This is a genomic window from Cognataquiflexum nitidum, from assembly GCF_022538055.1.
GTDB classification, from domain to species: domain Bacteria; phylum Bacteroidota; class Bacteroidia; order Cytophagales; family Cyclobacteriaceae; genus Cognataquiflexum; species Cognataquiflexum nitidum.
The window spans coordinates 76,197-97,662 of record NZ_JAKZAM010000012.1; the positions used below are offsets into that span (position 1 = coordinate 76,197).

General features: G+C 40.8%; 17 protein-coding genes. 7 read left to right on the plus strand and 10 right to left on the minus strand.

The genetic code is table 11. The features are described from left to right. Positions 1 to 85: 85 nt before the first annotated feature. Entirely contained in the window at positions 86 to 2,248 is a 2,163-nt protein-coding gene (locus MMU07_RS10055; RefSeq protein WP_241125744.1) for a glutamine synthetase III family protein, read from the minus strand. A 234-nt stretch (positions 2,249 to 2,482) separates the two neighbouring features. Between MMU07_RS10055 and mtaB the strand changes: the two genes are divergently transcribed. Further along, a complete protein-coding gene (gene mtaB, locus MMU07_RS10060; protein ID WP_241125745.1) occupies positions 2,483 to 3,802 on the plus strand; it encodes a tRNA (N(6)-L-threonylcarbamoyladenosine(37)-C(2))-methylthiotransferase MtaB in 1,320 nt (439 codons plus the stop codon). A 333-nt stretch (positions 3,803 to 4,135) separates the two neighbouring features. Here mtaB and MMU07_RS10065 read toward each other — a convergent pair whose 3' ends face one another. From MMU07_RS10065 to lpxK, 5 genes are all read right to left on the minus strand, one after another. Then, complete coding sequence (locus MMU07_RS10065) at positions 4,136 to 5,821, minus strand: GMC oxidoreductase (RefSeq protein ID WP_241125746.1); 1,686 nt, start codon at positions 5,819 to 5,821, stop codon at positions 4,136 to 4,138. 13 nt (positions 5,822 to 5,834) lie between these two features. Then, a complete protein-coding gene (locus tag MMU07_RS10070) occupies positions 5,835 to 7,079 on the minus strand; it encodes an ABC transporter permease (protein WP_241125747.1) in 1,245 nt (414 codons plus the stop codon). A 134-nt stretch (positions 7,080 to 7,213) separates the two neighbouring features. Further along, complete coding sequence (locus MMU07_RS10075; RefSeq protein WP_241125748.1) at positions 7,214 to 7,825, minus strand: MiaE family protein; 612 nt, start codon at positions 7,823 to 7,825, stop codon at positions 7,214 to 7,216. Positions 7,826 to 7,827: 2 nt separating this feature from the next. Further along, the gene (locus MMU07_RS10080; RefSeq protein WP_241125749.1) at positions 7,828 to 9,786 is read right to left on the minus strand and encodes a putative porin; all 1,959 of its coding nucleotides are present in this window, start codon (positions 9,784 to 9,786) and stop codon (positions 7,828 to 7,830) included. Further along, positions 9,776 to 10,831 carry a tetraacyldisaccharide 4'-kinase gene (gene lpxK, locus MMU07_RS10085; RefSeq protein ID WP_241125750.1) on the minus strand — a complete coding sequence of 352 codons (1,056 nt, stop codon included), beginning with the start codon at positions 10,829 to 10,831 and terminating at the stop codon, positions 9,776 to 9,778. The genes MMU07_RS10080 and lpxK overlap by 11 nt, the downstream gene beginning before the upstream one ends. A 42-nt stretch (positions 10,832 to 10,873) precedes the next feature. On the opposite strand from lpxK, the gene MMU07_RS10090 reads away from it, so the two are divergent. From MMU07_RS10090 to MMU07_RS10100, 3 genes are all read left to right on the plus strand, one after another. Then, positions 10,874 to 11,974: a Nif3-like dinuclear metal center hexameric protein gene (locus MMU07_RS10090; protein ID WP_241125751.1), complete on the plus strand. Its 1,101-nt coding sequence runs from the start codon at positions 10,874 to 10,876 to the stop codon at positions 11,972 to 11,974. A 3-nt stretch (positions 11,975 to 11,977) separates the two neighbouring features. Next, a complete protein-coding gene (locus MMU07_RS10095) occupies positions 11,978 to 12,742 on the plus strand; it encodes a zinc ribbon domain-containing protein (protein ID WP_241125752.1) in 765 nt (254 codons plus the stop codon). 108 nt (positions 12,743 to 12,850) lie between these two features. Next, complete coding sequence (locus MMU07_RS10100) at positions 12,851 to 13,273, plus strand: hypothetical protein (protein WP_241125753.1); 423 nt, start codon at positions 12,851 to 12,853, stop codon at positions 13,271 to 13,273. Here the strand turns inward: MMU07_RS10100 and MMU07_RS10105 are convergent. Continuing rightward, entirely contained in the window at positions 13,251 to 13,880 is a 630-nt protein-coding gene (locus MMU07_RS10105; RefSeq protein WP_241125754.1) for a histidine phosphatase family protein, read from the minus strand. The genes MMU07_RS10100 and MMU07_RS10105 overlap by 23 nt on opposite strands. A gap of 53 nt (positions 13,881 to 13,933) precedes the next feature. Between MMU07_RS10105 and MMU07_RS10110 the strand changes: the two genes are divergently transcribed. The 3 genes from MMU07_RS10110 (at position 13,934) to menD (ending at position 17,318) form a co-directional block, all read left to right on the plus strand. Next, positions 13,934 to 14,356 carry a hotdog fold thioesterase gene (locus MMU07_RS10110; RefSeq protein WP_241125755.1) on the plus strand — a complete coding sequence of 141 codons (423 nt, stop codon included), beginning with the start codon at positions 13,934 to 13,936 and terminating at the stop codon, positions 14,354 to 14,356. A gap of 1 nt (position 14,357) precedes the next feature. After that, entirely contained in the window at positions 14,358 to 15,554 is a 1,197-nt protein-coding gene (locus tag MMU07_RS10115; RefSeq protein ID WP_241125756.1) for a chorismate-binding protein, read from the plus strand. An 87-nt stretch (positions 15,555 to 15,641) separates the two neighbouring features. Continuing rightward, positions 15,642 to 17,318, plus strand: a complete 1,677-nt coding sequence (menD, locus tag MMU07_RS10120) for a 2-succinyl-5-enolpyruvyl-6-hydroxy-3-cyclohexene-1-carboxylic-acid synthase (protein WP_241125757.1) — start codon at positions 15,642 to 15,644, stop codon at positions 17,316 to 17,318. Positions 17,319 to 17,362: 44 nt separating this feature from the next. Here menD and MMU07_RS10125 read toward each other — a convergent pair whose 3' ends face one another. Genes MMU07_RS10125 through MMU07_RS10135 form a run of 3 tightly spaced genes read right to left on the minus strand, consistent with a single transcriptional unit; the run spans position 17,363 to position 21,464 of the window. Next, positions 17,363 to 18,481 (minus strand): glycoside hydrolase family 16 protein, encoded by a 1,119-nt coding sequence (locus MMU07_RS10125; RefSeq protein ID WP_241125758.1) that lies wholly within the window; start codon positions 18,479 to 18,481, stop codon positions 17,363 to 17,365. Between the two features lie 12 nt (positions 18,482 to 18,493). Continuing rightward, a complete protein-coding gene (locus tag MMU07_RS10130; RefSeq protein ID WP_241125759.1) occupies positions 18,494 to 19,981 on the minus strand; it encodes a PKD domain-containing protein in 1,488 nt (495 codons plus the stop codon). A gap of 13 nt (positions 19,982 to 19,994) precedes the next feature. After that, the gene (locus tag MMU07_RS10135; RefSeq protein ID WP_241125760.1) at positions 19,995 to 21,464 is read right to left on the minus strand and encodes a RagB/SusD family nutrient uptake outer membrane protein; all 1,470 of its coding nucleotides are present in this window, start codon (positions 21,462 to 21,464) and stop codon (positions 19,995 to 19,997) included. Positions 21,465 to 21,466: the final 2 nt, after the last annotated feature.

Here is a 21,466-nt window from a genome sequence, read left to right on the forward strand (position 1 = left end):
AAAAGGCTTTTACTTTTAAAATATTTTAAAGATATCCGATTCACCAAAATAAAAAAAACCGCCAAAAGGCGGTTTCATTATTTGATTATTTGATAAATAACATCTCTCTGTATTTGACCAAAGGCCACAATTCATCATCGACAACCAATTCGAGTTTATCAACTGCATACCTGATTTTATCAAAATAAGCTTCTTTGACATCGTTACAATATCCTTTGGCTCTTTTGACGATATCATCCTCTTTGTTCAGTTGCTTTCTAGCTTCTGTCATAGCATGAACATACTTATTGATCGACTCAAGGTGTTTACTGATTTCTTTGATGGTTTCGATGGCAGCAGTATTGTCCAAGCCAAGTCCTGCCAATCCGTTTGCGTTTTCGATCAGTTTGTTTTGATACAGGATAGAAGTCGGGATTACATGGTTCAAAGCGAGATCACCCATAACCCTGGATTCGATCTGAACTTTCTTGATGTAATTTTCCAGCATGATTTCATGTCTTGCATGAAGTTCCTTTGGATTCAAGACATTGTGTTTTGCGAATAACTCAGCTACTTTCTTGTCATGGTAAATGTCCAATGCAGCAGGAGTGCTTTTTAAGTTGGACAATCCTCTTTTTTCAGCTTCCTTGGCCCACTCATCAGAATAACCGTCACCTTCAAATCTGATTTTTTTGCTGTCTTTGATGTATTTTCTCAATACATTGACAATTGCGATTTTCTTTTCTTTACCTGCATTGACTTCTTTGTCGATGTCTTTAAGAAGGTTTCTCAATGTCTCAGCAACGATCACGTTCAAGACTGTCATAGGTCCGGCGGAATTGGCACCTGAACCAACAGCCCTAAACTCAAATTTATTTCCCGTAAAGGCAAAAGGCGAAGTTCTGTTTCGGTCTGTGTTGTCCAATATGATTTCCGGAATCTTGGAGATACCGAGTTTCATGTACATGTTATCTCCTTTTTCGATTTTCACATTTCCGTTTTTCTCCAATTCATCCAATACAGATGATAAAGTCGAGCCAAGGAATACTGACATGATAGCAGGAGGTGCTTCATTTGCTCCCAATCTAAAATCATTGCTCGCAGAAGCGATACTGGATCTCAACAGATCTGCATGGTCATATACAGCCTTTACTGTGGCAACCACAAAAGTCAGGAATTGAAGGTTTTCTCTCGCAGAACTGCTTGGCTGGAAAAGGTTGACCCCAGTGTCAGTGATCAAAGACCAGTTATTGTGCTTTCCGCTACCATTTACACCAGCAAAAGGTTTTTCATGGAACAAAACTTTCAGGTTGTGCTTTTCAGCCACTTTGTCCATCAGATCCATCAAAAGCTGATTGTGATCGATAGCTTTGTTGATTTCTTCGAAAAGAGGAGCCACTTCAAATTGACCCGGAGCTACTTCATTGTGACGGGTAGATACAGGAATGCCTAATTTGTGGGCTTCAATCTCAAAATCCATCATGAAATCCTTCACTCTGGTAGGGATAGATCCGAAATAATGGTCTTCCAACTGTTGGCCTCTGGCAGGGTTATGTCCAAATACGGTACGTCCAGACATCACCAAATCAGGTCTTGTAGCAAATAGGGCTTTATCAATCACAAAATATTCCTGCTCCACACCCAAGGAAGGGCTCACTTTTCGGACGTTTCTGTCAAATAGTTGACATACCTCTATAGCTGCGGAATTGATAGCCTCCATGGATTTCAACAATGGTGTCTTATAATCCAACGCTTCTCCTGTAAAGGAGACAAATATGGTAGGAATACACAATGTCTTATCAAAAATAAAAATCGGTGAGGAAGGATCCCAAGCTGTATAACCCCTAGCCTCGAAAGTAGAACGGATTCCGCCATGTGGGAATGAGGACGCATCAGGTTCTTGTTGAACCAAAGCAGAACCTTTAAATTTTTCTAATCCTGCATGCGCATCAAAGAAAGAATCATGTTTTTCCGCAGTCGAACCAGTGAGAGGCTGAAACCAGTGGGTGTAGTGGGTAACTCCTTTGGATAGCGCCCATACTTTCACTGCAGATGCTATTTCTTCCGCAGTTGAGGGATCAATCTTGCTTCCCTTGTCTATTGCCTCCATTACCTTTTTGAATACGGATGGGGCCAAAGACTCTTTCATTTGTTTGGTACCGAAAACATTGCTTCCATAGTAGTCGGAAATCTTGCTCGAAGGCGGTGTTACAGTAACTTTTGACCTACCTTGGGCCATTAGTAGCGCTTTTTGTCTTAAAGTTGCCATTTTCTACAATAAGTGGTTTGATTATATACCCACAAAAATATGAAAATATATCAATTTCAAAGCAAAAGGGTCTCAAATGAGGTAGTATTTGTGAAAAATTACATTTTTTTTAATTAAATGGCTTAAATTATCGTTAATGTAGTTCAAAAAATCGCATTTTTATCTCAAAAAATAGAAAATTGAAAACTGAATGATAATAATTAAATTTGCAGCGGTTAAACAAAGAAGGTTGGCGTGAAAAAAGTTGCATTTTACACTTTAGGTTGTAAGTTAAATTATTCAGAAACTTCCACCATCAGCAGGATGTTTGAAGCAAAAGGCTATGAAAAGGTCGATTTCGACAATACGCCTGATATTTTTATCATCAATACCTGTTCTGTGACCGAAAACGCAGACAAGAAGTGTAAAAAAATCGTCCGTGAGGCGAAAAAGATCTCTCCCAATTCCTATGTGACCATTATTGGCTGCTATGCGCAGTTGAAACCACAGGAAATCTCGGAAATAGAAGGTGTAGATGCTGTTTTGGGCGCTGCAGAAAAATTCAGGTTGATTGATCTTTTGGATGGTTTTGCCAAAGAACAAGAAACCAAAGTCTTGGCTTCTGAAATCCAAGAGGCGAATATTTTTAACAATGCCTACTCCATGCATGACAGGACAAGGACATTTCTGAAAGTGCAGGATGGCTGTAATTATGGATGTGCTTTTTGCACTATCCCTTTGGCAAGGGGAAAAAGCCGGAGCGATACCATCGATAACATCCTGACTTCAGTAAGGGAAATTGCCGCCACAGAAGTAAAAGAAGTGGTTTTGACGGGAGTCAATATCGGGGATTTTGGTATTCAGGAAGGGAAAAGAAAAGAAAGGTTTGCAGACCTTGTGATGGCGATTGACGAGATTGAAGGAATAGAAAGGTTCCGGATTTCTTCCATTGAACCCAATTTGCTGACCAATGAGGTCATAGAATTTGTGTCGACTTCCAAAAGATTTGTCCCTCATTTTCATATTCCCCTGCAATCCGGCACCAATACTATTCTCCGAAGCATGGGAAGAAGGTACCTGAGGGAATTATATGAAGACAGGATTTCCAAAATCAAATCCCTGATGCCGCATTGCTGCATCGGCGTGGATGTGATTGTGGGATTTCCGGGTGAGACAGACGAACTGTTTCTAGAAACATATAATTTCCTGAACGAACTCGATATTTCTTATCTCCATGTTTTCACGTATTCCGAAAGGGCAAATACCCGTGCAGTAGAATTGGATGGGGTCGTCCCAATCAAAAAGAGAAATGAGCGTTCCAAAATGCTCAGGATTCTTTCAGAAAAGAAAAGGAGGAAGTTTTATCAGGAGAATCTAGGAAGAACCTTCACCGTCTTATTTGAAGAAGATGTGGAAGATGGTAAAATGCACGGCTTTACCGAAAATTATATCAGGGTAGCAGCCAAGTACGATCCGATTTTAATCAACGAACTGAAGACTGTCACCCTCAGCGAAATCAATGAAAAGGGGAATGTAGAAGCCGTCGAACCGGAGATGATGTACGAGAGGCATTGAAAGTTTTTTCCTAAATCTGGTAAAACACCACTTTAACCTATTTAATTTTTTAACCTTAAGTGTTGTAAGAAGCACCAAACACTACTAAATATCCCCACCTGGGTGTAGTCAAACGTCCGATGCTAGAACTGGGTGTAATTTGCAATTACACCTTTTTATCTTTTCCAATTTGTAATTGGATTCAACCATACACAAGAACAAAAGGTAATTCTTGGCAAAATGAATTACAAATCCATACAATAGAAAAGCGAGGTTAAAAACTACGCTTAGTACCTACGCTTCTTATACCAAGAACGGGTACTGAAATAAAAAATCCCCACCTGCTTCGACTGATTAAAGTGAACCTTCCTTTAGACTTTTGACAGCATAATCTACTGCGCGGGCCGTCAAAGCCATGTAGGTTATGGAGGGATTTTGGGTCCCGGTGGATGTCATACAGGCCCCGTCAGTGACAAATACGTTTTTACAGAGGTGCATTTGATTCCATCCATTAAGCAGGGAAGTCTCGGGATCTTTGCCCATCCTTACCCCTCCCATTTCATGGATATCGAGGCCCGGTGCCTGCATGGAATCTGAAGTTCTGATATTTTTACAACCTGCTTTTTCAAGCATTCCTGTTCCCTGTTCAAAAAAGTCCCTCAGTATTTTTTCATCATTCTCATCATACTCCACCTTGATCCTTAAAAGTGGAATTCCCCATTCATCTTTTTCTGTTTCACTAAGGCTGACGAAATTGGTTTCTTTGGGGATGGTTTCACCCTGCATCATCATAAAAACACCCCAGGGACCTGGAACTGAATTCTTCTCTTTGAATTCCTCACCAAATGGTACATTTCCTGCTCCGCCCCAACCGCCTCTTCCGGCGGTATAAAAAGTCATATACCCACGCAAAAAGTCCATTTCCTGTGACTTCACATTCCTAAAATTAGGCATCATTACTGCCGTAGGTCTTCTTCCAAAATAATAAGAATCCTCATGTCCTTCGTAGGAAGCAGATATGTTGCCCCTATAATTATGAAAAGCAACGTATTTGCCAAGTAAACCATTGTCATTACCCAACCCATTAGGAAATCTTGCCGATTTGCTATTGAGAAGGATCAGGTTGGAATTGAGAGCTGCGGCGTTCAAAAAGATGACTTTGGCAAAATACTCACTCACTTCTTTGGTATGCCTGTCCACAATCCTTACGCCAGTGACTTTTCCTTTCTGATCATCATAAATGATGGAATGCACCACAGAATCCGGCCTTAAAGTAAGATTTCCGGTGGCAGCAGCGGCGGGTAAAGTGGCTGAGTTGGAACTGAAATAGGCACCAAATGGGCATCCCCTGTAGCATTGATTACGGGCCATACACTGACCCCTCCCCTGATTGAGATGTTGCTCTTGGGGTTTGGTCAAATGGGCACATCGCCCGATCATGACATGTCGGTCCTTGAATTCGGCAACAATCCTATCCTTGATTTCCTTTTCTACACAGTTCATTTCCCAAGGGGGCAAAAATTCCCCATCAGGCAAAGTATCCACTCCGTCCTTATTGCCACTGATGCCGACAAATCGCTCCACATAGCTATACCAAGGATCAATATCATCGTACCTGATAGGCCAATCTACTGCAAAACCATCCCTGCCCGGACCTTCAAAATCATACTTGCTCCACCGCTGTGTCTGTCGTGCCCAAATCAGGGATTTGCCTCCAACCTGATAACCTCTGACCCAATCAAATGGCTTCTCTTGGATGTAGGGATGCTCGGTATCTTTTACAAAAAAATGTGCGGTGTCTTCTTTGTACGCGTAACATTTATTGACAACAGGATTTTCCAATTTATCAGCCAAAGGAATCTGATTGCGGTGAGGCATGTCCCAAGGTGCAGAAGTCATGGTAGGATAATCTTTCTTGTGCTCCACATTCCTTCCTCTTTCGAGCACAAGTGTTTTCAAGCCTTTCTCACAGAGTTCTTTTGCAGCCCATCCGCCACTAATCCCTGAGCCTATGACAATTGCATCAAACGTATTTTCCATACCAAATCAAAAATTATTCGTAACGGAGTGATTCTATGGGATCAAGTTTACTTGCTTTTCTGGCCGGAAAATAACCTGATGCCAATCCAACAAAAATACAAATTGCAAATGAAACAAAGATCCAAAGCCAAGGGATTAGAAATCCTCCCGGCCCGATAGCATTAGCGACGATATTTCCAATGCCAATACCGATAATTACTCCCAATATTCCTCCCAAAATACAGATTACAATAGCTTCTATCAGAAATTGTTGTCTGATTCTCAAAGGCGTAGCACCAAGCGCCTTTCTGATTCCAATTTCCCTTGTCCTCTCTGTGACAGATACCAACATGATATTCATCAATCCAATAGAGGCTCCAAGCAGGGTAATAAAACCTATCCCAAAGCCCCCAATCCGTAAATATCCCGCAACTTCCTCCAAACTCTCCCCTACCGATTGGCTTTTGACCAATTCGAATGAATCTTCTTGCCCTACTTTATCCTGACGGATCTTTCTCATCATCCCTGTTGCCTGACCCATTTCGTATTCAAGTTTTAGAGGATCTGAGCCACTTGCAGTAATTGAATACCTAAATCCACCTCTTGCATCAAGTTTACTGGCATTCTCCACAGGGATAAAAATAGCCCTATCTGCCCCAGAACCACCACCGACACTTCCCTGCTTCTCCAGAATCCCAACAACTGTATACCTTCTTCCAAAGACCGTTATGTAATCGTTTAGCGGATCTTCATTTTTTTCAAAGAGGGTTTCGACGATATCCAGTCCGATGACGCAGACGTTGTTACCATAGCGCACCTCGGTATTACTGAAGTTTCTCCCTTTCTCAATTTTCAAACCTTTGATGTTAAAATACATGTCATCACCACCTGTGACCCTGACATTAGGATTTGTTTTCTTAGATCCTCTTTTTACCTCGGCAGCGCCTGTAACAGATGTAAAAACTGTCGAAGGTCCTGTAGAATTGAATTCTTCCTGAAATTTCAGTGCTTCTTTGTACCTGACTATGGGATAATTTTTTTCTGCCACTCCCTGCTGAACACCTCTTCCACCAGAAAAACCTTTTGACCTGACATCAAAATTATTGGCTCCCAAACCCGAAAAACTATCCTCAATCTGGGCCTTTATTCCATCAATTGCAGTAAGCATTCCCACCAAGGACATAATCCCTATCGCAATGATAGTTCCTGTCAACACCGTCCTCAAAAGATTTACTTTGACAGACCTTAGGGCTTCTTTAATATTTTCGACCAGATTCATGATTTGTACGAATTAGAACAATTTCAATAATTATTTTTGAATTGCAGTTTTAATAATAAGCATATTGGTGAAAAAAACAGACGTAAACTGAAAATAATTTCTGTAAAAAATGTTTTCCTGAGCATGCTCACACACTAATGCATCCTATCACCCCTGATTTCGAGGTTCTTGATCACTTCAGCTTCATACTCCAACCATTCCTTCCAACGTATATTAACTTTTTCGGGATCCTGGTATTTTCTAGCCAATTCGATAAAATTGACATAATGTCCTGCCTCCGAAACCATCAATTCATAGTAAAATTTCTTAAGCTCTTCGTCTTTGATTTCTTTGGATAAAATCTTGAACCTCTCACAGCTTCTTGCTTCAATCAATGCGTTCATCAACAAATATTCCGTCAGCTGCATCACTTTACTTCCGCCTTTTCTTACAAACTGGCTGAGCTTGATTACGTATTCATCTTTTCTGGGTTTGTCAAAAGGAATTCCACGCTTCCGGAGTTGTTCCATCACCCTCTCAAAATGCCCCCATTCTTCGGCTACGACCGGAGTCAAAGTATCTACCAGATCACTAAATGCATGAAAATTTACAATTAGAGAAATACATGAAGAAGCTGCCTTTTGTTCACAATAAGCATGGTCTACCAGGATGTCCCCAATGTTCATCTCAGCAATATTTACCCACCTCGGGTCGGTGGGTAGCTGCAAGTGCAGCATTTTTTTTCTAGTATTTTCTTCCCAACTCATGGTCAATCAAATAAAGGCCAACTGATACCGATGTCCAATGTTCTTCTCAATCCCGTAAAATACGGTGTGACAAAATATCCCGGCTGGCTCATCATATTCATATTGATATGGTTCATTCTGAGCAATACTCTCGTCCGGTTGATTCTTGCATTTAGGAAAAAATCAACAACAGGATAGGCAAATACATTAAACACATTTTGTATATGGAACTGCTGCAAGGCGGGATTGTAGAAGTCAGCCAAATTATCGCTTCTATACCTTCCTTCCAACCCAATCTGAACGAATATATTCTCGTCAAACATGGGGCTTTCATAGAAAAGCCTAGAATTCACCAAGACTTCAGGAATCCTGAAGTTGTCCTTGCCATCACCGGTGATGAGGGTGTAATAACCTTCTCCTTCAAAAAATAACTTTTTGTTGAGATTGACTGAAAATTTCAAGCCAGGAATCACCATAAACGCCTCCCCTGTAGCCTGTGCCGCTTTTTGATCCTTATCAATAAAAACGTAATTATTGACCCTATTGAGTGTAACATTGGGCCTGAAAGTCAGACTTTTGAAATCTGCCTTCAACACACCTTGTATCTGATCCACTCCGATATTGTCAAAGTCGTTTTCCCATTTATGGTGGTTTCCACTATAAAACTGCTGCATAGCAGTAGGTTTGTAAAGCGCTTTGGTATAAGTCGCCTCCAAATATGGTGATACAAATGTGCCTTTAATTCTAAATGCTTCCGGCAACAAATACTCACCCTCAGCTTCAAACCTCCATTTTTCACTGATGTCTCCTCGGAGGGCACCCCCAATAAAAAACTCATTAAAAGCCTTAGGACCTTCAAAATTTGGGGAAACAACACGGCCGTTCCTGAATTTGACAAATGCATTATAGTATAAGGGACCGATATCCCCTTTGAAACCTACCTCATTTCTCCAATCTGTAAATTGATTCCTATTGTAGGTACTGTCCCTATTGATCAGTCTTTCAGGACTGAAAATATTGAAGAAAGCGGAATCGGAAGTAGTCAGGTCAGATTGAAAACTCACATCCTGTTTTCTCCTGTCAAATACATGATAAAGCTGCCAACCTTTGACCAGTTCATATTCATGGTAGAGGTGGTAATCTTGCCTTAAGTCTATTGCTTGGGATTCTCTTAACCATACTTTGGCATCTTCATAAGCGAAAAGCAAAGAAGTCGAGTCAATATCAGGAGAAATTATGCCTCCTTGTTCATTTACCAAATGCCGCATTCGGGAAAAACTTCCTAAAAGGAAATACTTTCCATTTTCAGATTTGTAGTTTGTGTGAAGGGCGTAGGCATTTTGCTCAGCCATATTATCATCCCTTGCATTGGGATTAAGGGTTTTTCTTGCCCGGATAGTCTTAAAATTAAAACCTATATTCCATCTTGGATTGACATTCCTTGCAAAAACAAGATCGAGCATGTTCCTATTGCCCCCTCCAAAAAAAGCATTCATTTGCGTATACGGCGATTTGGTATCAAAATACCTCATACTGTCCGGACCGTAGTAATATTGGTCATATGCCTCAAAACCTGAAGTAGTCCCGATTACGGACGGCAATTGATAAAATATTGGCTTTGCTGCACTTCCTACATTACCAAGGTCCTGATACATCCAACGAGACTTTGCCACAGGTTCAAAGTAATGGAAATTATAAAGAGAGGTATCTCCTTCTATCTTTCTGATCCTATTTCTTTTGACGTCCTTTTCTAAAAAATACAGACTTGTCTTGGGACCAAAAACCATCTTGGTACTGTCGTCTATCAACTTTTTTCGGCCTTGGGATTCATCTTTCTGCTCTTGGTTTCCTTCTTGGTTTTGTTGTGGTGGAAAACCTGTGGGATTTCCGGTCTGGGGAATCGTGGGTCTAATCTGTGCCTGGAGACTCAGATTCCAAAAACCGGAAAATAAAAAAAGAAACAGAATAAATTTAAATCTCACGGATATAGGCTTTGTCCTTGACAGTTTTGGTGATGCGCTCAATCAGGTATTGACCATCGGATTCCGCCAGATCAACTTTGATAGGCATGGCAAAAATCGGAATTTCCACCAAATATTCATGAAAAGCCCGATCTTTAAGTTTTACTGCATCTTTTTCTGTGGTTAAAACCATGGCTTTATCATGTTTTTTGACAGTTTCAAGAATTCTCCGGACATCAGCTATTGTATACCGATGATGGTCTGCAAAGGTTATGGTTTCCACTACTTCAAATCTTTGCCCCACTTCCTCTTTGAATAAACTGTCATTTGCAATCCCGGAAACAATGATGGCTTTCTTTTTGATTTTGGAATCTGAAGAAAGCAATGGCTCAGGATTTCCATATTTTATCCCCGCAAAAAGAACGGGGGCATCTGCATATTTTCTGATTTCATTTTCAAAAAGGGTTTTTTCATGCCCGGAAAGACTCTTTGGACATTTGGTCACGATAATAAGGTCAGCCCTATTTGCGCCTTTAGCACTTTCTCTTAAGGTGCCCATTGGCAAGACCTTATCATCGAAAAACGGGTTTTGAAAAGTGGTCAAAAGAACATTAAAATCGGCTTTGACATACCGATGCTGGTAAGCATCGTCGAGGATAATCAATTCTGTTTCAGGTCTGTGGTAAATTATCTGGGGAATCGCCATGATCCTTTCTTCTCCCACTGCTACAGTCACTTCATTTCCGAATTTGGAATAAATCTGAAATGGCTCATCCCCTAAATCCGCGGGGCCCAGATATGGTTCCGCCACCAAAAAACCTTTGGTTTTTCTCCCATATCCCCGACTCAATGTTGCGATGCGATAGTTGTTTTTCAAGGATTCTACCAAGAATTCCACCATAGGGGTTTTGCCCGAACCGCCGAGGTTAAGGTTGCCGACCACTACAGTAGGTATCAAAAATTGAGTACTTCTTTTTTTTCCACTGTCAAACATGCTGTTGCGGTACCGAGTAATGCCGTCGTACAACAGAGAGAAGGGATAAAGAAAAGGGTCATACCAGCGCATTGGCTATTTTTCCTTAATTTTGGACAAAGTAAAACAAAAAATATGGTTTACAAGATCAAGGATATCGTTTCTTACCTAGAGAAAATAGCTCCACCTCCCTATCAAGAATCCTACGACAACGCCCAACTGATCACCGGAAATCCCATGGATTCATTAAAAGGAGTCCTGTGTACACTCGATGCTACTGAGGAAGTGGTGGATGAGGCAATTTCGCTTGGTTGCAACCTGATAGTGGCTCATCATCCTATTGTATTTAGGGGACTCAAAAGCCTTACCGGCAAAAACTATGTTGAAAGGACAGTCATCAAAGCCGTAAAAAACGATATTGCCATCTATGCCATCCACACCAATCTTGACCATGTCTCTAACGGAGTAAACAAAAAAATCTGTGATGTCATTGGGCTGGCCAATCCACGTATCCTTCAACCCAAAAGTGACACACTATCTAAATTGGTGACTTTTGCTCCTCATGAAGCCTCAGAGAAGGTTTTGAAGGCCTTATTCGATGCAGGTGCGGGTAAAATCGGTGAATATTCAGGCTGTAGTTTTTTGTCAGAAGGTACAGGTACCTTTACTCCTTCTTCTCAAGCCAATCCACATAAAGGTATTCCTGAATCCCCTCACCGTGAACCTGAAATTAGGATTGAAGTCCTTTTGCAAAGCCATTTGGAAAAAAAAGTACTTCATGCCCTCAGGGAGTCACACCCCTACGAGGAAGTGGCTTATTATTTCCAAAAACTGGAGAATGAAAACCAAGAGATCGGTGCGGGCATGATAGCTGACCTAGAAGATGTCATGGAAGAAAAAGCATTCCTCGAAATGCTGAAGGAGAAGATGAATCTCGGGATGATGAAGCATACAGCGCTTACAGGAAAAAAAATCAGGAAGGTTGCAGTCTGTGGAGGGGCAGGGATATTTTTGCTCCCGGATGCCAAAAGGTCGGGTGCCGACATATTTATTACCTCAGACATCAAATACCACGAATTCTTTGATGCTGAAAATCAATTGATTATTTGTGACATCGGTCATTACGAAAGTGAAATTTATACAAAAGAATTACTCAGGGATGTATTGTCGCAAAAATTTACTAATATTGCACTCTATTTGACAAAAGTCATCACAAATCCCATAACTTATCTGTAGTAAATGGAAAGTACAGTTGCACAGAAGCTTGAAGCCTTACTAAACCTTCAGAAAATAGATTCCAGACTTGATTCGATTTTTAAAGTAAGAGGAGCACTCCCCGAAGAAGTCCAAGACCTTGAAGATGAAATAGCAGGATACGAAACCAGATTACAAAAATTCCACACGGATACTGTAGCCCTGGAGGATGATATCAAAAGATTCAAAGAGAATATCAAAGAATCTGAGAAACTCATCAAAAAGTATCAGGAACAACAAATGAACGTCAGAAACAACCGTGAGTATGACGCCATTACCAAGGAACTTGAATTGCAGGATTTGGAAATCCAGGTATCCAAAAAGAAAATTGGAGAGGCGCAAGCCAAAATTGAATTCAAAAACAATGAAGTGAATGAACTCCAGGAAATTTTGAAAGAGCGACAAAAAGACCTCAATAACAAAAAAGACGAATTGGGCACCATTGTTTCTGAAAGCGAAAACGATGAGACCAAATTAAAAAGTGAAAGAGAGAAAGCCCTCAAGAAGATTGAAGAGAGGCTTGTCAAATCTTACACCAAAATCCGCACCAATGCAAAGAATGGTCTAGCAGTGGTGATGGTAAAAAGAGGTGCATGTGGCGGTTGCTTTAACGTAGTGCCCCCACAAAGACAAGCTGATATCAGAGAGAAGAAAAAGATCATCGTTTGCGAACATTGCGGTAGAGTTTTTGCCGGTGTCGAAGATGAGATCGAAGAAGAAGGCTTGAAGAAAAAAAGAAGTAGAGTGTAAAATCATAAAAAAAGCCCGATTCATTCGGGCTTTTTTGTTTATACAAAATATTCGACTAAAGTATTTTTTTAGGTTGCAAAGAAGTCTAATTTTTTTTAGTTTGCGCTTATGAAAAAAGGATTTCTCATGGTCTTTCTTTGCTTTTTAACCTTTTCAGGTTTTTCAAAAAACCCTGAAGGAAAGACTTTTCTGCTGATTTTTGACAAAGCGGAATTGAAGGCCAATAGAACTTCTACAGATTTTATCGAGCTTAGCCTGATGCATCTTTTCTCTACTAAGGCTTACCGTGGCAATTCAGATGCCGCCATACTTGTAAAGATTCCTTACAATGGCATTGATAAAAAACAGCTAGGGGATTTATTTATAAGGGTCAATGACAAAAAAGTATCTCCATTGAGTGAAATTGCCTTACAAATCATTGATCTTGATGAAAGCAAAACAACTTATTCTACGCTGCTTTCATCCTATGAGGACAGAATGCTAAAAACCAAAAAAGCAAACAAGGCACTTAAAGCATCTCCGGCACCATAAGGTGTTCGGAGGAGTTGTATTTTTCGATTCTGAACAATCCCATTTCATTTTGATGCAAGAGATATAAGCCTAGGTTTTGATGTAGGAACACATCCATATACCTCAAATCATACCTCAAAAGCAAACTCAACAAAACCCGCATTGCCCTGCCGTGCATACAGACTAGAATCGTTTTTTCAGGCTGTGCAAGGATATGTTTGATCCCTTTTTCCAATCTCTTTGCCACGAGGTTGGGGCTTTCGCCTCCCTCAATGGCAAAATCCAAATTGCCTGCGGCCCATTTTTGGAGCATATCTGTATAATAGTGATTTTCCTCATGGGTCATCGGCACGCCCTCATACCTACCCCAAGAGATTTCATTGAGATATGGTACAGCCTCATGAGGCAAACCGAGATCAATAAAACCCTGTACAGATTGCTTGGTCCGCTGTAGACCGGTATAAAAAACTTTTTCAAAAGGAACGTTCTTGTAATATTCAAAAAAAGCACGGGCCTGCTTGTGCCCATTCCAATTCAAAGGAGCATCTATTCCACTCCCCTGAACTACTCCTTTGAGATTATAATCAGTTTGTCCGTGGCGGACAAGGTAGATTTTTTTAGTTAGCAAGATTACTTATTTTTGTTTCAGAGTCCAAAGAAAAAACTTTTATCCCGGATTACATGATATTTGAGCCAAACATTAGCCTTGAAATTCTCAACAGTTGGGGAGAAAATACAATGACAGATTTTTTAGAGATCAAATTCACCGAAATTGGGGAGGATCACCTTGAGGCCACGATGCCTGTATGCGCCAAAACCAAACAGCCACTTGGACTGTTACATGGAGGGGCTAATGTAGTATTGGCCGAAACCTTGGGAAGCGTGGCTGCCACACTAACCCTAGATCGTGGCAAACAATATTGCGTGGGGTTGGAAATCAATGCAAATCACCTCAAATCTGTAAAAGAAGGGATAGTAAGGGGTATAACCAAACCTATTCACCTCGGTAAAAAAACCCAGGTTTGGGAGGTGAAAATCTACACCGAGCAAGGCGAACTCAGCTGTATCAGTAGGATTACCATGGCCGTCATTGACAAAAGATAATATGGATATAATTTTCGATACCCATCTTAAAAATCTGGAGCAATACCTAGTCAGTCTCCTTTCCAAAAACATGGAAGAAGGCAACCAAATTGCAATTTGGAGAAAGCCAAAATCCTCATTTATTCAAATTCTTATTGATAAATCAGGGGCCGTAAAAAGGGTGTCCCCCAACCTTGAGGATTTACCTGCAGGATTTATTATACATCCTTTTGAAGATCAGGCTGACCAAAAAGCTTATTTTTTGGAAGCAGATTCTTACTTCAAAATTGACATTTCCCTTTCATTTGATGCACAAAAAGATAATTTGGAAGAGGTGGAATTTTCAAATCCTATTCCTGATTTAAAAAACAACATCAGAAAAATACTACACAGAATTGGTCCCTCAAATGAAAATTTCACAGAAACGTCAAAGGAAAGTTTCATGGCCCTTGTAGAAAAGGGTATTCAATCTGTCGAAATCGGTATACTTCACAAAATTGTACCTGCCAGAATCAAGAAAATAAAGTTAGGCTCTGAATTTGACCTTATCAAGTCATTTAACCAACTTGTACGTTCTTATCCAAATGCTTTTGTTAATTTTTTTCATATCCCTGAAGTGGGAACTTGGATAGGCGCATCCCCTGAAATTCTCATTCAGACCAAAGGGGATGAGTTTTATACCATGTCGCTTGCCGGGACTCAAAAAGCACAGGGAGAAAACCCTTTAAAATCTGCGGCATGGACTCAGAAAGAGATTGAAGAACAAGCATTAGTCAGCCGATACATAGTAGACTGCTTTAAAAAAATCAGGCTCAGAGAATATGATGAGCATGGCCCCAAAACCGTACTGGCAGGAAACCTGCTGCACCTACGATCGGATTTTAAAGTCAATATGAAATCCACAAATTTCCCCCAACTCGGCACGGTGATGCTCCAGCTACTGCACCCTACTTCGGCGGTATGCGGAATGCCAAGGACAGCTGCTTTGGATTTTTTACAGAAAAATGAGTCCTTTAAAAGGTCGTTTTATGCGGGATTTATCGGTCCTGTAAACGTGGAAGATGAAACCTCCATCTATGTCAATCTGCGGACAGCTAGGCTTGTGGATGGTTATGCGGTTTTATATGCTGGCGCAGGTATCACCGAAGATTCTGTTCCTGAAAAAGAATGGGAAGAAACAGAGATGAAATGCGACATTATAGCAAGACATTTGACTTGATAACTGTATTTCCTTGCCTTAGGTATAATTTCGAACATGTAATAAAATCTGCAGCTAAGCAGAAAATCCTATAAACAAATACATACATTGGTCCTTCAGCCCATTCTTGATTTAGCTTCCATCTGCTCACATAAGGGTGTCAAAAATGCCATTCTTTCCCCGGGTTCGAGATGTGCTCCGATTACATTGGCATTTGCAAGGCATCCTGATATAAAGACGAGGACGATCTCTGATGAAAGATCAGCAGCTTTCATCGCCCTTGGCATGGCACAACAGTTGGAGCAACCTGTCGTGCTGGTATGTACTTCCGGTTCGGCGGCTTATAATTACGCCCCCGCGATCGCTGAGGCTTACTTCCAACAGATTCCGCTTATTGTCATTACTGCGGACAGGCCACCGGAATGGATCGATCAGTGGGATGGTCAGACCATCAGGCAAACAGAAATTTATGGTAAGCATGTCAAAGGTTTTTTTCAATTCCCTGATGATTTTGGACATCCTGATAAGGTCTGGCATGCCAACAGAATTTTAAATGAAGCCATCAATCTCTCTATTCAATTTCCTGTAGGACCTGTGCATATCAATATTCCCTTACGGGAGCCTTTTTATCCGGAAAAAGAGGAATCTTTCGATTATTCGAAACCTGTCAGGATAATTGAGGCCCTAGATGCTGAACCGAAATTATCGGAAGAAAGTAAAGAGCGCTTGGCGGAAGCTTTGTCAGGATTCAAAAGGGTCATAATTGTACCGGGTCAGCAAAAACCTAACGCTGCCATTCTAAATGCTTTAGATGAATTGGCTAGAAAAGAAAAAGTCCTAATTGTGGCCGATACGATTTCAAACCTACAGTCGGAGGCTACAATCAACTTCCACGATCATTTTGTCGGAAATGGAAATCTGAATGAGGTTTTAAAACCAGATCTAATCCTGACTTTTGGCAAATCAATTATTTCAAAAAATTTGAAAACTTTTTTAAGAAACTCAAAACTGGAGCATTGGCATATTCAAGCAGGGGGCTACATACCTGACACATTTCAGGGATTGACAAAAACAATCCAATGTCAGGTTTTGGATTTATTGAACTTGATGAATGAAACTCTAAAATGCGATTCCAGCTTTGTTGCTTCCTGGAAAAAATTGGAATTAAAGGTTCGGGAAAATATTGACAATATATTGGGAAATGCGGAATTTGGAGAATATCAAGCCATTTTTACTTGCCTGAAAGCCATTCCTGCAAAATCCAAAATTCACCTAGCCAACAGCATGGCTGTGCGATATGTGAACTTTCTGGGAAAGAGAGAGCAGGAAATCTTTTGCAACAGAGGCACTAGCGGCATAGATGGCAGTAGTAGTACTGCTGTTGGATGTGCATTGACCACAGAGGATTTTGTCACCCTCATAACGGGAGACATGGCATTCTTTTATGACCGAAATGCGTTTTGGCACAATTACCCTATCTCAAATGTTCGGATAATTTTATTAAACAACCATGCAGGGGGTATTTTCAGACTGATCGAAGGGCCTGCAAAACAGCCGGAATTGGAGGAGTATTTTGAAACAAGTCAAAAATTGGATGGAAAAAGTCTTGCCAATGAGTTTGGGTTTGATTATCAGCTTGCTTTAGATGCCGAAAGCTTGAATATTGGTTTGCAGGATTTTTATTCCAAATCGACTGTTCCAAAAATCCTTGAAATACAATCCGAAAGCCCCAAAAATGCAGAAATCCTAAAATGGGTGAAATTCAAAATCAATGAGTTATTTTAAAAAAAAACCGGAAACAATTCCGGTTTTTTTGTTCTATCAAATTTCTAATTTTCTTGAAATACCCTTACATAGTCCACGACCATTTGTTGGGGAAAAACGGTTGTACTATTTGGATTTCCGGGCCAATTCCCTCCAACAGCCACATTTAGTAATAAGAAGAATGGTTTTCTGAATTCATCCAAAGCAGCAGGAGTTATGTCTATTTCATGATAAGGTACATTATCCAGGAGCCAAACAATCTTATCCCTATTCCAAATAATGGAAAATACATGGAAATCATCATTGAAAATGCCGGAATTCTTCCTTTTACTTCCTCCAAATTGCGCGTGGGAGCCATTGTTATCCCAATGAACAGTACCATGGACAGTATTGTCTCTTCCATCCGCATTTCCTCCGATCATTTCCATGATATCTATTTCGCCGCATGCGGGCCAATTGACCGTGGTAATATTTTCGCCAAGCATCCAAATCGCAGGCCAAATCCCCTGACCTTTTGGCAATGCTGCCCTTACATCAATTCTACCATATGTAAATGATTTTTTGCCTTGGGTTTTGAGTCTTGAAGATGTATAATTTCTTCCACCAAAACTTTCTTGCATGGCTTTGATGATAAGGTATCCATCTTTCACTTCGGTATTCTCTCTCCTGTAGAATTCGAGTTCATTGTTACCCCATCCACAGAGATTGGGACATCCATCTCCGATTTCAAATACCCAATCACCAGAGAGACTTGATCCTGAAAATTCATCGTTCCAAACAAGATTATATCCGGGATAAGTCAAAGGACTTTCAAAACCTGTACTTGGTATCCCGACACCCAATTCAGCACCCGTGATTTCGACATTTTGCGTGGCCGAAATAAAATCAATTTCTGTTGAATGCGCTTGCACCCGGATGGTATAAGTCCCTTCTCTATTATAATTATATACCACCGAAGTTCCTGTCACCCTTTCAGGGACTTGGTTTGGAAGGCCAAAACTCACTTTATAAAAGTTAGCATCGACCGCCTCAAAATCAATTTTCACAGTCCCTTTTCCGGTTTTTTCAACAGAAACCTGGAGATTGCTTGGAAGTAAGACCTGTTGGTCTACCTCCTCTTGCGAACAAGAAGCTGAAGCAAAGACTGCTAAAAACAGTAGGTATACTAATTTAACTTTTGCCATAACCAATATCATTTAATTCTCTGCAGGAATAAGAATAAAAGACCAGAATACACCTCCGTTGTTGGTAATATCTATTGTAATGGTCAATTCCTCCGTTTCCCCTTCTTTAACGTAATTTAGAACCTCATAAGTTACGGATTTATTTACAGTAGGCGGTCCTGAAGTATATTCCCCTCCATTGAATGCTTTTGGCAATACCAAGAAAGCTCCCGTTCCTGTTACCGTAATTTTGGACCTTGTGGACTCATTGCCTTCTGTGAATGAAAATGAATGGATTCCGGATTTCCAGGCTTCACCCGGTTTGCCTACCAAATTAGCTTCAGGCTGACATCCCTCTGTTTCGACTCCCATATAAAACTCCCCAAAAAAATCTCCCTTAGCATCATACTCAAAAACACCACCCTCATTGAAGATAAATTCATCATTGAAAAGACAGGCACGGACAGTGGACAGGTCATCTCCATTTGGATAAAACACATCACTTCCAGGGGATGGACCTACACCAAATGCCTTTGCGGCTGGTTTCAATTTCCAAGCTTTTTTACCATTCCCAATCAGGTCCTGCAATGTAAATATACCGTCATTAGGGCCTGGATCGGGATCTCCACCTCCATCACCGCCTTTGCTGTCAAATCCGGCACGGATCAACCTCATATACCAAGACAAGCCTGCATTGGCTTGGTCAATATACCTGAGAAACATTACATTTTCATTTATACTGAGAATTTGATATGTCCTGCTGCCTGCAAAGTACCCTAAAAATCCACCTGCTGAGATAGTAAGTTCAGGGAAACCATTTTCAGGTTCTACGATGGACCACGAAAGTCCTGCAGGACCATTAAAAGGTGCACGTAAATCACCAACTCCTGAATCAACAGCTCCCGGAAAATTAGGTCTTTGAGATGCATTGATATAAACATCACCATTGGTCCTCATATCAAATCCAAATCCGGCCAACTTGAAGGTGTATCTATCATCGTACATGCCACCTCCTCTTTTCTCATTAGCTCCGGCTTGGTACCATTCAGGGAAATAACCTGCCTGCACGGGATCCGGCCCCACTCCAAAATGTCCTGCAACTGCGGAATCCAACACCCATATTTTACCATCTACTGCTGATGCTCCGCCAGTAAGGAAATTATAAAGAGGCTTATCCAATAATACAGGATCAGTCTCTTCTATTACAACAGTTCTTGTGGAAGAAATATTCCCCCCTGCATTGAATATGGTGAGTTTTACGGTATAGGTACCTTTCAAAGGATAGGTGGCGGTGACTGTTTTACCGGTTCCGGTTGACCCATTTCCCAAATCCCAATTCATAATAAAGAACTCTGAATTGGCGGTAAAATTGATAATGTTATCGCTTTCAGCACTTGCTTCAAAAGTAAAGGCCGCATCTTCTTCTGTGGGTGGCAAGGCATCCAAAGAATACTCTTCAATACATGCCCCTAATATGATCAGAGGCAATAATAAAATGAGGTAATTTAAATATTTTTTCATGTTCGGTTAAGTTTTAGTATCCTGGGTTCTGTTTCCATTTGCCACCTGCTAAGTCAATCTCTACTTGTGGAATAGGAAACAATTCATGCTTTCCAACCACAAATCCCTGAATTTCCTGGGCTGCTTTTCCTGTCCTTACCAAGTCAAAAAACCTATACCCTTCTCCGGAAAGTTCCAACCTTCTTTCATTGAGTATATCTTCCAAAAGCTGTGCTCCTGAACTTGTGATCGCCGGCATATTTACCCTAGCCCTTACTTTATTCAGTTCAGCTCTTGCCCTTGCATTGTCTCCTGTTCTTTGAAAAGCCTCAGCAGCCATCAATAAAACATCCGCATACCTTATCACGCGGTAATTTAGAGGACTGGTGAGGTCATCATCCGGAAGACCTCTTTCATCAAGCCGTTTGATGTACTTATTGTTATAATATCCTGTGTGCCCGCCACCACCGATGGCATAGGTAATGTCATCAGAATTTGGCTGGGAGGCAATAAAAGCTTCAATATCCAATAAGGTAGCAGCCCTTCTGGGATCGTTGTCAGCAAAGGCATCGTATAAATCCTGAGTGGGAAGATTATAGCTATTCCCATCTCCATATAGCGGCCCGTTGTATTGCCTGATTCCATTAAATCCCACAGCGGCATTGCCCTCAAGGCAAACAAGACATCCATAGCTCCCACCTTCCAATCCTGTATATTGGATAGTAAAGACATCTTCATTGATGTTTTCATTGACTAAGAGAAACAACCTGCTATAATCGTTGAAAAGTCCGTAACCCGCCTGATTGGTTGTAATCAAATCCCCCAAAACCGTAGCGGCTTGAGTAAACTTTCCTTGATATAACAAAACCTTACCCATCAAGGCCATCGCTGCACCTTTGGTAATCCTTCCGATAGTTGGATTGGTCCATTGAAGGGTATTGATAGATACCTGAAGGTCCTTTTCAATCTGCTCGTAAACCTGTGCTTTTGGAGTACGATCTGTATTTGGAATTTCATTGATAGACAACCTTTTGTCTACAATCAGAGGTACGTCACCAAAAAAGCTCACCAACACTAAGTAGTAATAAGCTCTCAAAAATGAAGCTTCAGCCAAAATCTGATCCTTACCGTCAAAGTCAATTTTGTCCTTGTTTTCAAAAATGTAATTGGTTCTTGCTATGCCTGCATAATTGAAACGCATGATATCCCTTAGTTCAGCATTAACACCACCATGGGTCATCGTTTCGATTTCGTGCAGACCACGCGAGTCATTCACACTTTCCCCACCTGCAATGGAATTATCAGAGGCGATTTCTCCTATCCATTGGATAAGGTAAGAAGATTGCATCAAGTCATAGGCACCTGTCAAAGCCCTGTTGAAGTCCTCAGGAGTATTGAAGAAGTTCTCCGCATCCTGGGTATATTCAGGCGCTATGTCCAAAAGCTGGTCACATGAAAAAAACATGCTTATGCCTACCAAAATCAATATAAATTTCTTTTTCATGT